Here is a 12,242-nt window from a genome sequence, read left to right on the forward strand (position 1 = left end):
GACATCGCTTGAACCCAACACACAATACTCATCAACTAGAACCAGGAGGCGTGACATGACAAACGAGCAACAAGCGTTGGCGGACATGCCGATCTGGCTGGTCATCCTCCTCGCTGTAGTGGGAGGGGTGTCCGGCGAAATGTGGCGCGCCGATAAGGAGGGTGCCCGCGGCTGGTCATTGCTGCGGCGTCTGGCCCTGCGCTCCGGCGCCTGCATGATCTGCGGCGTCTCGGCGATCATGCTGCTGTATGCAGCCGGGCTGTCGATCTGGGCCGCCGGTGCCTTCGGTTGCCTGACCGCCATGGCCGGTGCCGACGTCGCCATCGGTCTGTACGAACGCTGGGCCGCCAAGCGCATCGGCGTCTGCGAAGTTCCCTCGCCGCGCGATCCCCAGTAACTCAACACTTTCCTGCCTCGCTGCAACTGATGCGGCGGGGCTGCGCGTGGACAATTGAAAAGGAGGTCATGCATGCCCGCACCGATCCAGCAGCCTTCGCAGCTGTTCACGGCGATGGCGACAACCCTGCGCAACAGCGCCGGCCTGAATCTGCAGGTTGGCAATCACGACGACTTCACCGCCCCCGGCGCTCAGGCCTGGGCATTGATTGACTTCGACCGTAATGCGCCCGGTGTGCGTGGCGCCGACGGACGTATCGCCCACGTCATGACGGTGTCGCTGCAAGTCATTCCGGCACTGTCCGCCAGTGCATTTGCCGCCTGCGATCTGATCGCCGTGCTGAAAAACCTGATCACCGACAACCGCTGGGGCCTGCCCGGTGCTCAATGTGATCTGCCGATGAACCTTGATGGTCTGCCGTCAGTGCTCATCCGCGCCGATCAGCAATACAAGGCGTGGACTCTGACTTTCACCCAGACCCTCTACCTCGGTCCGACGCTGCTCGACGACCCGCTCGGCACGCCGAAATTCGCCCGCACCTGGGAAGTCAGCAATATCGACGATCCGGACCAATACACCGCGCTGGAGGCCTGACCGATGTTCGACGCATTACTGCGCATGCAACTGGGGCCGATCATCGAGCGGCTGGCCGAGATGGAAGCGGAAATCGACGACCTGCACCGACGCGCCGAGAGTTTCTGTCGCATCGGCGTCTGTCAGGCAGTCGATGCCGCGAGCAACACCTGCCAAGTCAGCCACGGAGGATTGCTCACGCCGTCGATCAAGTTCTTCAACCCCAGCGCCGGAGCGCAGAGCGAGTCGCGGATTCCGAGCGTGGGCGAGCAGTGCCTGCTATTCAACTACGGCAGCGGTGAAAGCGGCGCGCAAAGCGTGGCGTTGTTCGGCCTCAACAGTGACCGATTTCCGCCGACGGCGACGGTACCGACGCTGACGCGCCGTGTGCATGTCGACGGCACTGAAAGCGGCTACGACGACGCTACACACACCTTGCACTGGCAGAACGGCCCGGCCGCATTCAGTGGCTCTCGCGAATCGCTTGCACTGAGCATCGGCCCGGCGCAACTGACGATGTCACCACAGCTGATCAGCCTGCAACTCGGCGGCGTTGGCCTGAGCATCGACGCCTCGGGCGTGCACTTCAGCGGCCCGTTGGTGGATCACCAGGGCCGCGTCATCAGCCCCTGAATCAAGAGCTTCCCATGATCGGAATCGATAGAGACTCCGGGGCCACGGTCGACGACTGGCTGCAGTTCGTGCAGCGCGCGACACGAGCCCTGACCACGCCGCTGGGCACCCGGCAAAAAAGGCCCCTTTATGGCTCGCTGATCCCCACGCTGCTGGGGCAGAACCTCGGTGACGACGTTCTGCTTCTGGCCCAGAGCCACGCGGCTCAGGCGTTCTACAACACGCAGAACGGGATCAGTGATTTTCAGCCGAGCGTGATCGTCGCCAGCCGTCACGGCGCCGGTCTGCTGCTGCGTTTCGCCGGCACCTGGAAAAACCGTCAACAGACATTCGAGGTCGTGACATGAGCATGTTGATCCCCGGCCAGAACCAATTGGCCGAACCGGCGCTGATCACCGTCGACGCCTTCGAAGACTTGCTCGCCGAGTTCAAGACTTTCGTCGTCGAATACGTCGGCGCCCGGGCGCCGGACAGCGCGGCGAAACTCAAGACCAGCCTCGACAACGAGAGCGAGCTGCTGACCTTGGCGCTGGAAGCCTTCTGCGTGCGTCTGCAAACCCATGAACGCAAATACAACGCCCGCATCAAGCAGATGCTGGCGTGGTGGGCGACCGGCAGCAACCTCGACGCACGGCTGGCGGACATGGGCCTGGAGCGGCAGTTGCTCGACCCCGGCGACCCGGCGGCATTTCCGCCGGTACCGCCGATTTATGAAAGTGATGACGACGCCCGGCTGCGCTATTACCTGGCGCCGCATGCCCCGGCTGCGGGTTCGCGAATGCAGTATCGCCGCGAGGTATTCACCCTCGGTGAACGGCCAACGGTGAAGGTCGAATCCAGCGATGGCGGTGTGGTGAACGTCACCTACGCCTTCAACCCGGACGGCCTCGCTGCACAGGTCAAGGACGGCAACGGTCGGCGTACTGCGCCGGGCGAGGTGCAGGTCACAGTGTTGTCCCGCGACGGCGATGGCACTCCGTCTGCAGCGTTGCTGGATGGCGTGCGTCAGCACTTCGCCCGCCCTGATGTGCGGCCGGAAACCGACCTCGTCACGGTCAAGGCTGCCGACATTCAGCGCTACAAGATTCGTGTGGTGGCGAAGATCAATTCCGGCCCCGACTCGGGCCTGACCAAAGTCGCCGCGCAGCAACAATTGCAGGCCTACGCCGACAGTTGTCATCGCCTCGAAGGGCGTGTCGACCCGAGCTGGATCGACTACACGCTGCACAGCGCTGGCGCCGTGCAACTGCAGATTCTTGAACCGCTGGCGCCGATCGTGACCACTGCGTTTCAGGCGCCGTACTGCACGGCGGTCGAGGTCGAGGTGCTGACGCTATGAGTGAGCCAACGCAACGCCCGACCTTGTTGCCGGCCAACAGCTCGGCACTCGAACGGGGACTGGATCTGGGCTTCGGTGCGCTGCTTGATCGCATCGCGCCGCCGTTCCCCGAGCTGATGAACCCGAGCGAAACACCGGTGGCATTCCTGCCGTATCTGGCAGCGGATCGCGGTGTCAGTGAGTGGGATGCCGATGCCGGCGAGACCGAAAAACGTCTGACGGTATCGCTCGCCTGGCAAATACAACGCCAGGCGGGTACTCGCCAGGCGCTGAGTCATGCCGTTGAGTCGTTGGGTTTCACGCCGAATATAGCGGCCTGGTATCAGCAGCGACCAGCAGGGCAGCCCTATTCCTTCGACGTGCAGGCGCTGATTGGTACGCGTTGGTCGAGCGGCGATCACAACCGCCTGATACGGCGTATCAATGCAGCGAAAAGCGAGCGTGATGAGGCAACCATTACCATCGTTCACAGCACCCGCGCCGGTTTGCAAGCTGCGATGGCTGTGGACCCCGGTCTGAGTATTCATGACCGCGAGCGGGCAGGGGCTCTGCCGCAAATCGAGTTGCCTGCTCTGGTGGGGTTTGGCGCAGGTGCATCGTTGCCGCTCTCTGATAGCGAGCTGTCTCTGCACTCGGCGCTGCCTGAGTGAAGGGCGAGGCGCGGCCAATAAACGCTGGAACTCCAGCGCATCAAAAATCAATGATTGAAGGGCGCAGTTATGACGGATGACGTTACGCGCCTGGTTCGCTTCACCTCTGTGGGACTGGGTGAAGTGTTGCAGGCAAAAAACCAGGGTTTGAAGGGCGAGATCACGCATATCGGTGCCGGCACCGCTCGCTACGATCCTACCGGCGCCGAAACCGCACTTCGCGATGAGCGACAGCGCGTTGCGATTGTCGATTACGAAGACCTGGGTGCAGGACAACTCAGGATGGGAGCGCTGTTCAGCGGTCCGGATGAATATGAAATCGGGGAATTCGGCTTCTATCTCGCCAGTGGCACGCTCCTGGCGGTTTACTCCGTAGCCGGCAAGTTACTGACCTACAAGGCAAGTGCCGCGCGCGTATTGCAGAAGTTCACCCTGGATGTCTCTCCGTTGCCGGCGAACAGCGTCACCGTGTCGGTAGGGACGGAAAATCTCAATATATTGTTGAGTGAAGAGTTTACGGCGTTGGCATGTGCCGATATCGATAATATGTCCCGTCATGTTCAACTGCTGTTACGGGTAATGGCGCTTGAAACCCGATAAGTCATCGCGGTTGCAGCTGATAAAGGCGAGTCTCTCGTCAAGGGTTGTGTCGGCTTATTAATAAAACAGGAAACTTAAACGTGAGTCTAGAAACCACTGTTGCATCGTTGGTCACGGCTGCAAACAATTTGACCAATGTCGTGAATGGGAAAATTGGCAGCATTAATACCACCATGGCCGCGGCGTTGAATCAGTTCAATGAATGGCGAAGTCTAAAAGATGTTGAAGGTGATCCAACGGCCCTGGGTACTATCCGTCGGAACATATTGCAAGGTTTTGTCACCGGCACGGGGGGCGTGCATGGGGTGGGTGCGCAGGGTGATTTTGTGTCGACAGATCTGGCGAGCAGTCTTAATGTCTACATGCATTTCAAAATCCCATTGAATATCAATGTCAACTCCGAAATGTTCTGGTTCAATATAAAAGGCTACAGTTATGGCACGGCAAAAATCATTGAGGAAACAATAGTTGGTTATTGCTACCAGCCTACCCGCACGCTTCAGAATGTTTCTACCTTTGGCAATATGACGCCTGCTGTTTATGTGGATGCAAATGGCAATATTGTTATGCGAGTGCTGATTCCAAATATTTATTTCACCACGGTTCGTATCGATACCATGCGCGTGGGTAATGGCCGCTTATTCAATCTGGGTGACTTGAAGACGAAGTTGTCCCTGGCCGACACCGTTTTGTTCAACTAAGGAGAGAGCATGACTGAGCAATCAGAAAATATCATGGCCGATCTGCCCCTGGCAGTGCCCATGCTGGAGATCGAATGGGCTGCCATTCGCAGTCGTCGCGATCAATTGCTGCGCGCCACTGACTTTACTCAATTGCCTGATTATCCGGCTACCGCCGAGCAACTGGCACAGCTCAAGGCTTACCGAAAGGCTCTACGCGACATTCCTGAAACGGTGGAACAACCGGCTGAACTGGTCTGGCCTGAGTTGCCCTCTTTCATCAAGTAAGCCACATACCGCGAAAGCGGTTTTTTTTCGTCTGCACAAAGCCCCGGCATGGGGCTTTTGCATTTTTGCGTCTGGAGAATTTCGCAAATGTCTGTTCGCCAAACCTACACCGTGCTCGTTCCATTCCCCACCGGCGGTGGGCACTGGTCGAGCGTCGGTCAAGACCTTGATCTGCTTGACGTCGAGGCCAGTGCGCTGCACAGCGCCGGTCGACTGGAACTGAAAACACCCTCCACCCAGGCCAAAAAGGCCGCTGCCAAGAAGGCTGACTAACTATGGCTGAGGTTTTGAACTTCGAGCACAACGGCATTACCGTCAATGCCACTGAATCCCCCGAGGCCATGGGTGGCCTGGGTGACAACGTCATCGGTCTGGTCGGCACCGCGCCGAAGGCTGATCCGCTGATTCCGCGTAACGCACCGTTCCGCATCAACAGCTTCACCACTCACGCGCTGCTCGATCCGACCGGCGCCGAAGAGGGCACGCTGTATCACGCGGTTTACCAGATCCTCAAAGTGGTCAAGGTGCCGGTGTACGTGGTGATCGTCGAAGCGGGCGCGACCCCGGCCGACACCGTCAACGCAGTGATCGGCGGTGTCGATCCAACCACCGGCCGCAAGCTCGGTCTGGCCGCACTGGGCAGTGTCCCGGAAGACCTGACCATCATTGGCGCGCCGGGCTTCACCGGTACCAAAGCAGTGGCCAGCGAGTTCGCTTCGTTCGGCAAACGCATCAAGGCCCGTGTGGTGCTGGACGGCAAGGATGCCTCGGTCGCTGATCAAGTGACTTACAGCCAGGAACTTGGCGGCGCCGACCTCGGTTTCGACCGTTGCCTGGTGGTGCACAACATGCCGGCCGTGTACTCGAAAGCAGCGAAGAAAAACGTCTTCCTGTCGCCGTCCAGCTTGGCGATTGCCGCACTGGCCAAGGTCAAGCAGTGGGAGAGCCCGGGCAACCAGGTGACCTACGCCGAAGACGTGTCCCGCGTCGTTGAGTACAACATCCTCGATACCTCCACCGAAGGCGATCTGCTCAACCGCTACGGCGTCAGCTACTACGCCCGCACCGTGCTCGGTGGCTTCTCGCTGCTGGGTAACCGTTCGATTACCGGCAAGTTCATCAGCTACGTCGGCCTTGAAGATGCGATCAGCCGCAAGCTGGTCAAGGCCGGCCAGAAAGCCATGGCCAAGAACCTGACCAAGTCGTTCATGGATCAGGAGGTCAAGCGCATCAACGACTGGCTGCAGATCCTGGTCGCCGACGAAACCATTCCTGGCGGCAGCGTGTACCTGCACCCGGAACTCAACAGCGTCGAGAAGTACAAGAACGGCACCTGGTACGTGGTCATCGACTACGGCCGCTACGCGCCGAACGAACACATGGTTTATCAACTCAACGCCCGCGATGAAATCATCGAGCAGTTCCTGGAGGACGTTCTCTAATGTTTACCAACCGCGTAAGACAGGCCATCGCGGCCACCCTGCAAGGCCTGCCGTTGTCGGCGACCGTTGAGGAGTTCACCCCGCCGAAAATCGATTTCGACATGGAAAGCATGACGGGCGGACGCTTCATCGTTGAGGAAATGGCCAAGAGTGCCAAGGCTCTGAACGCCACGCTCAAGCTGCAAGGCACCGGTGCAGAAGTGTTGCTGGCGATGGGGGTGAAGCTGGGCGACGACATCCTGCTGAACGTGCGTGAAGCCGGTCAGGATCAGGACGGCAACACCTGGTTCACCTATCACACCATCGGCGGCAAGCTCAAAACCATGGGTGAAGACGCGATCAAGATGGGCGGCAAAGCCCTGACGACTCTGGAGTTCTCCTGCCGCACCTACAACCGCCTGGAAAACGGCGTGCCGGTGATCGACATCGACGTGCGCACCCAGAAGTTCGTGCTTAACGGCGTCGACATCCTTGGTGATGCGCGCCGTGCGGTGCTGATGCCGTAACGCTGTAAGCCAGCCAGGCACCTGACCCTGTGGGAGCGGGCTTGCTCGCGAATGCGGTGTGACAGTCGACGCTCATTTATCTGACAGGCCGCCTTCGCGAGCAAGCCCGCTCCCACATTGGGCCAGTGTGACTGGCCGATGTTTAGCAATACCCCCTCAAGAATCACCAAGGAATTCATACATGTCGTGGATGCCACCCAAGCATGACCTGCTGTCGCCGATCACCGGTGACGACGGCTCGCAGATCGAACAGATCCAGCTCAAGCCGCTGTTCTACGCCGCGCAAAAAGAAGCGCTGGAACGCGCCGGCGATGATGAAGACGATCAGTTCTTCGAACTGGCGCTGCTCGCCACCGGCCTGTCGGTCAAGGAACTCGACCAGCTCAAACGCCCGGACTACGTGAGCATCGCCCAGTACGTGCACGAGATATCGACCCGTCCGGCGTCGTACTTTCTGGAGCAGGTCGAGGACGCGGAAAAGTCCGCCGATCCTGACCAGGTGCAACTGCTGCAACCGCTCGCCGTGACCGGCCGCACCGTGACCTCGCTGTCGCTGGAAATGCCCGCACTGCGCGCCACCAAAGTGATGAAGAAACTGAAAACGGCCAAGGAACGCGCCGAGTTCATCACTGCCCATTGCACCGGTCTGATGATCCCCGATCTGGCCCAACTGAGCGTCCCTGACTGGACCCAATTGCAGGTGCGCATCGACGATTTTTTAAACCAGCCGGCGGCCTACTTTCGGAACGCGACATCGAAGTAATCCTCGATATCGTCCCGCTCATTTACCCGGTAAGTGAGGCGGAGATTCTGGAATGGGACGCCGAAAAGGCGTTGCGCCGCTACGACATAGCGATCACTCGCCTTGGCGTGAAACAGGAGTAGAGCGGCATGGCAGACACATCGTTTTCGCTGATGTACGCCGCGCAAACCGGCGGCGCGGGTTCCGGTTTGTCGGCAGGGGGATCGGCCACAGACAGCCTGATCAAACCACTGTCCGAACTGAAAGAGGCGCTGCTCACGGCCAGCCTGGACATCCGCAGTCTGGTGCGTGAACAGATCAAACTCGGCGCCGTTGTCCTGGGGCTGAACACGGCCCTGGCATCGTTCAAGGTACCAATGGTAACTGCCGCACCGGCGGCTGGCGGCGAAAGCAAGTCAAAGCTCAAGGCTGAGATTGAACAACGCTCGCCTCCGGCCTACCTGCAATCGGCCATGGCCCTGGAAACCGCCATGGCCCAGATCAAGCAGGTTCAAGGCCTGAGTGGCGACCTCGACACGCTGTCGAAAGCCAACCTTGAACTGGCCACCGACAAACGAGTTGCCGGCAGTGGGGCGACGGTCGTGGATCTGGTGCAGGTCGAAGTCGCGGCTGGCCGATCCGGGATTGGCGCGGGTCTCAAGGGCGCCGACAAGGAACAGGTGCTGCTGGACTTTGCCCAGGATGCAGCGGTCAATGCGTCGGCGTTCGGCATCAGCCTTAAGTCGGCCGGTGAAATGCTGTCGGCCTGGCAATTGTCGATGAAACTGGATCGCACTCAAGGTCAGCTGCTGGCCGATGCGACTCAGCATCTGGGCAACAGCGGACTGAATGCGACGGCTGCCGACATCGGCTCGGTCGTGCAGCAATCCGGCGAGTCGGCCGTTGCAGTGGGGATCCTGCCCGAGCAGTTGGCGGCGCTGTCAGCCGCGTTGCTCAACGCTGATGTCGACAAGGCCGGTGCCGGCGCGGCGGTGAAAAGTATCAGCGCAGCCCTGGACAAAGGCACCCAAGGCTCGGCGGCCGAGCAGTCGGCGTGGAAGGCGTTGGGCCTTGATCCCGGCAAGTTGACTGAAAACGTACCGGACAACCTTGTCAAAGCGTTGGCGGCATTGAAGCAACAACCGGCAGAGCAGCAAACGGAGCTGGTCAAGACACTTTTCGGTGGCAACGACGGTGTGCGCAAACTGCTGGCGAAACCCGAAGACCTGCAAAAAGCGTTTTCGCTGGTTGCGCCGGCCAAACTGGAAGGAACGTCGACGCTTGTGCCATCGCAAGCGACCCAGGGCAGCCTCGCATCGCCATTCAAGGGTGAGGGGGGCGTGCGCCAGTGGATGGGCAAGCCCGGGGAGGCTCAGACGCCGCTTTCATTGCTCAAGCCTGATGATCCACTGACACCGGCTTACAGCGGCGCGATTCAACGCAGCGCCGAGCCTGCGGGTAAAGATCCTCAGCGAAGCTGGAACGCGTTCGATGCCAGTCTCAATCGTCTGATCACGGCGTTGGCACCGGATGCGACCGGCACGCTGGACTCGCTGACGAATATGACCAATGGCGTGGCCGATATGGCTGAAGCCCATCCCAAGACCTCGACGGCATTGGCCCTTGCGGGCGCTGGACTGTCGGCCATCGTGGTGGCGGTGATGGCCAAGGCATTCGGCAATTTCACCGACAAGCTGCTCAAGGGCGTCGCTTCAAAATTGCCGCTTGGTCTTGGCGGTTTGATTGCCGATATTGAAGACCCGAAAGCCAAGAAAACGTCTGCCGGAAATGGCGCGGGCCATGACTGCTGCTGCAAACCGCTGGGCGGCGGGACAGGCGACAAACTCAAGCCTCGCCGGTCAAGCACCAAGCCTCGAGTCAGACGTGAACAAACCGGTCGAGGCGGGAAAAGCCCCCGCACGGTGACTCCTCGGCCACTACGGATCAGTGCACCGCCGGCGTCGCCGGCACGACCCGTTCTGCCCCGCATGTCCGGCACGTCCTGGCCGGCAAGCATGACCGCATTTGCAGGGTCATCAGCCGTCAGTCCTGCCCCGGCCGCTTCACTGTCCGGTTCTTACGCCAAGGCAGGCAGACTGCTTGCCAAACGGGCACCGCCGCTGCGGTTGCTCAGTGCCGGATATGAAATGGTCACCGGCGTCATGAAGGGCGATACGCGTGCCGTCGTGTCGTCCGGTGCCTCGTTGGCCGGGTCTTCTGCTGGGGCCGCCGTCGGTGCAGCACTTGGCACGTTGATTTTGCCCGGTGTGGGCACGGCAATTGGCGGGTGGCTCGGAAGCATGGCGGGGGGCGCGATCGGTGAATCCCTGGGCGACAAGCTAGGGACACAAGTCGATCGTCTCGGCTCACCTGCACAGGTCAGCAAAGACCTTATCGCGACTTCGGCGATTTCCACGATCCCCGGGGCACCTGCGATCACAGCCGCCAGCCAGCCGGTCACGTTCAACTCAACCATTAACATCAATGGTCAAGACCAGACCAGCGCCCAGGCACTGGCCAATCTGGTGGTGCAAACCACCATGGGGCAGTTGGGCCAGATCATGCCGACCAATTCCCTCGCCACACGACGTGACGCAGCCCTGACCGATGGAGTCGCCACATGAAACAACAAATGGCCTTGGGCAGTTTCATCTTTGGCCTGTCACGCGGCTTTGCCTACAGCAGTTTTCTGCGCAAGTCCGACGGCGGCTGGACGGAACTGCAGATTCTCACCAGCAAACCCAAGTCCCATCAAATTGGCCAGAAACCCGAAACCCTGACCATCACCGGTAAATCAATGTACGCGGTGGCCATGGATCGGCTGGATGAGCTGCGGGCGCTGCAAGCCCTTCGTGTGCCGCTACCGCTGATTGATGGCATCGGCCGTAATTGGGGCCTGTGGCGAATCACCATGGTTCAGGAAACCCAGACCTGCATCATCGATGATGGTACGGCAATGGTGGTCGACTGGACCCTTGAACTGGCGGAGTTCAACAATGCGTAAGGTACGAAGCATGGCCGGCGATTCGGTGAATCTGCTGCTCTACCGTGAAACCGGTCGCAGCGATGACAGCGCCGAAGAAGCCCTGTGGAAACTCAACCCGACCTTGGCCGAACGTGGTCCGATTCTCCCGGCAGGTGTCTGGGTGACACTGCCGGAACTCGACAGCAAACCCGCCGCGATCAAACCGGTTCTGGCCTGGGACTAAGGAGGTTGCATGACACAGGGATTCACCCCGGCGATCGAAATCTACGGGGCCAACAAAGACTTGCTGAATCAGCGTCTGATCAGTTGGGAGCACGTTGATGCTGCCGGGATGGAGTCCGATCAACTGACACTGGTGATCGACCTGGAAGGCCTCGAAGGCTTGCCGACCCTGGGCGGAACCATCGGCCTGCGGGTGGGTTATCTGGAATCCGGGCTGGTCGAAAAGGGCCAATTCAAGGTGACCAGACTGACACCAACGCTGTTCCCGCTGCGCCTGACGCTGGTCGCTACGGCCGCGCCTTTCAGCGGCAAGGACGAAACCGGATTCAAGGAACGGCGTACGGCCAGTCATGGCCCCACCACCCTTGGCGCACTGTTTCGCGAACTGGTCTCGCGGCACGCTTTTTCGCCGCGCGTCGATCCTGAACTGGCGCTGATCCGGATTGCTCATATCGACCAGTCGAACGAAACCGACATGAGCTTCATCACGCGACTGGCAAAGAAGTACGACGCGGTGGCCAAACCGTTCAACAACCTCTACGTGCTGGCTAAACCGGCGCAGTTGAAAAACCTCTCGGGCCAGGTGATACCGGACGTCAGGCTGTCGGTGACCAGCAACAATCGGCCGGGTGATCACGCCTTTATCAGCGCGACACTGGAAGAGACTGCCCGCACCCAGAATCAGGGTTGCAAGACCTGCTTCTGGGACGGTGCTTTTGGCAAGCTGCAGGAGGTGATCACCGGTTCCGCGCCCTACAAGGTCATTCGCCAGAAACAGGCGAGTGAAGAAGAAGCCAAGGCCATCGGCGAAGCCGAAGTGCGCAAGATGCTGCGCGAGAAATACAAGCTGAAGGTCACTTGCCCGGGCGACCCGCTACTGGCTGCCGAAGGCCTGTTGGTACTCGATGACACCTGGCCAGACTTCATGCGCGGTCGCTGGTCGATCGAAAAAGTCACCGCCAGCGGCAATCGCGAGAACAGCTATCGCTGCATGATCGATGCCAGCGGCCTTGATCCCAAGGCGGGCGCCAAAGACTGATTCACTCTTTCTCAGAGCGACACAAACCCCTGTGGGAGCGAGCCTGCTCGCGAAAGCGGTGGATCAATCAACACTGTTTTTGAATGTAAGTCCGCCTTCGCGAGCAGGCTCGCTCCCACATTGGTCCTGCGGTAACTCCCCCACA

General features: G+C 60.0%; 17 protein-coding genes. All 17 read left to right on the forward strand.

All coding sequences use genetic code 11. The features are described 5' to 3' along the window. Positions 1-55 precede the first annotated feature (55 nt). The 17 genes from ACOYXG_RS05345 (at position 56) to ACOYXG_RS05425 (ending at position 12,097) form a co-directional block, all read left to right on the forward strand. On the forward strand, positions 56-397 hold the full coding sequence (locus ACOYXG_RS05345) for a phage holin family protein (RefSeq protein ID WP_150370372.1): 342 nt from the start codon (positions 56-58) through the stop codon (positions 395-397). Positions 398-469: 72 nt separating this feature from the next. Beyond that, positions 470-991, forward strand: coding sequence for a hypothetical protein (locus tag ACOYXG_RS05350; RefSeq protein WP_247269392.1), 522 nt, complete (start codon positions 470-472; stop codon positions 989-991). 3 nt (positions 992-994) lie between these two features. Continuing rightward, positions 995-1,603 carry a phage baseplate assembly protein V gene (locus ACOYXG_RS05355; RefSeq protein ID WP_460356321.1) on the forward strand — a complete coding sequence of 203 codons (609 nt, stop codon included), beginning with the start codon at positions 995-997 and terminating at the stop codon, positions 1,601-1,603. Between the two features lie 14 nt (positions 1,604-1,617). Then, entirely contained in the window at positions 1,618-1,950 is a 333-nt protein-coding gene (locus tag ACOYXG_RS05360) for a phage baseplate protein (protein ID WP_047601262.1), read from the forward strand. Next, the gene (locus ACOYXG_RS05365; protein WP_460356323.1) at positions 1,947-2,942 is read left to right on the forward strand and encodes a baseplate J/gp47 family protein; all 996 of its coding nucleotides are present in this window, start codon (positions 1,947-1,949) and stop codon (positions 2,940-2,942) included. The genes ACOYXG_RS05360 and ACOYXG_RS05365 overlap by 4 nt, the downstream gene beginning before the upstream one ends. Then, the gene (locus ACOYXG_RS05370; protein WP_115988109.1) at positions 2,939-3,592 is read left to right on the forward strand and encodes a phage tail protein I; all 654 of its coding nucleotides are present in this window, start codon (positions 2,939-2,941) and stop codon (positions 3,590-3,592) included. The genes ACOYXG_RS05365 and ACOYXG_RS05370 overlap by 4 nt, the downstream gene beginning before the upstream one ends. 69 nt (positions 3,593-3,661) lie before the next feature. After that, a complete protein-coding gene (locus ACOYXG_RS05375; RefSeq protein WP_103367838.1) occupies positions 3,662-4,192 on the forward strand; it encodes a hypothetical protein in 531 nt (176 codons plus the stop codon). Positions 4,193-4,272: 80 nt separating this feature from the next. Then, on the forward strand, positions 4,273-4,893 hold the full coding sequence (locus ACOYXG_RS05380; RefSeq protein ID WP_103367837.1) for a hypothetical protein: 621 nt from the start codon (positions 4,273-4,275) through the stop codon (positions 4,891-4,893). A gap of 9 nt (positions 4,894-4,902) precedes the next feature. Next, a complete protein-coding gene (locus ACOYXG_RS05385; protein WP_232519474.1) occupies positions 4,903-5,160 on the forward strand; it encodes a tail fiber assembly protein in 258 nt (85 codons plus the stop codon). Between the two features lie 87 nt (positions 5,161-5,247). After that, the gene (locus tag ACOYXG_RS05390; RefSeq protein ID WP_115988108.1) at positions 5,248-5,433 is read left to right on the forward strand and encodes a hypothetical protein; all 186 of its coding nucleotides are present in this window, start codon (positions 5,248-5,250) and stop codon (positions 5,431-5,433) included. Between the two features lie 2 nt (positions 5,434-5,435). Beyond that, positions 5,436-6,602 carry a phage tail sheath protein gene (locus tag ACOYXG_RS05395; protein ID WP_460356329.1) on the forward strand — a complete coding sequence of 389 codons (1,167 nt, stop codon included), beginning with the start codon at positions 5,436-5,438 and terminating at the stop codon, positions 6,600-6,602. Beyond that, positions 6,602-7,108 (forward strand): phage major tail tube protein, encoded by a 507-nt coding sequence (locus ACOYXG_RS05400; protein WP_183781410.1) that lies wholly within the window; start codon positions 6,602-6,604, stop codon positions 7,106-7,108. The genes ACOYXG_RS05395 and ACOYXG_RS05400 overlap by 1 nt, the downstream gene beginning before the upstream one ends. A 181-nt stretch (positions 7,109-7,289) precedes the next feature. Beyond that, positions 7,290-7,871: a phage tail assembly protein gene (locus ACOYXG_RS05405; RefSeq protein WP_460356332.1), complete on the forward strand. Its 582-nt coding sequence runs from the start codon at positions 7,290-7,292 to the stop codon at positions 7,869-7,871. A 128-nt stretch (positions 7,872-7,999) separates the two neighbouring features. After that, complete coding sequence (locus tag ACOYXG_RS05410) at positions 8,000-10,474, forward strand: phage tail tape measure protein (RefSeq protein WP_460356335.1); 2,475 nt, start codon at positions 8,000-8,002, stop codon at positions 10,472-10,474. Further along, the gene (locus ACOYXG_RS05415; RefSeq protein ID WP_007964328.1) at positions 10,471-10,854 is read left to right on the forward strand and encodes a phage tail protein; all 384 of its coding nucleotides are present in this window, start codon (positions 10,471-10,473) and stop codon (positions 10,852-10,854) included. The genes ACOYXG_RS05410 and ACOYXG_RS05415 overlap by 4 nt, the downstream gene beginning before the upstream one ends. Continuing rightward, a complete protein-coding gene (locus ACOYXG_RS05420) occupies positions 10,847-11,059 on the forward strand; it encodes a tail protein X (RefSeq protein WP_007964330.1) in 213 nt (70 codons plus the stop codon). The genes ACOYXG_RS05415 and ACOYXG_RS05420 overlap by 8 nt, the downstream gene beginning before the upstream one ends. Before the next feature lie 9 nt (positions 11,060-11,068). Continuing rightward, positions 11,069-12,097, forward strand: a complete 1,029-nt coding sequence (locus ACOYXG_RS05425) for a phage late control D family protein (RefSeq protein WP_460356339.1) — start codon at positions 11,069-11,071, stop codon at positions 12,095-12,097. The last annotated feature ends 145 nt before the right edge of the window (positions 12,098-12,242 follow it).

The sequence above is a fragment of the Pseudomonas sp. G3-39 genome (assembly GCF_054790485.1).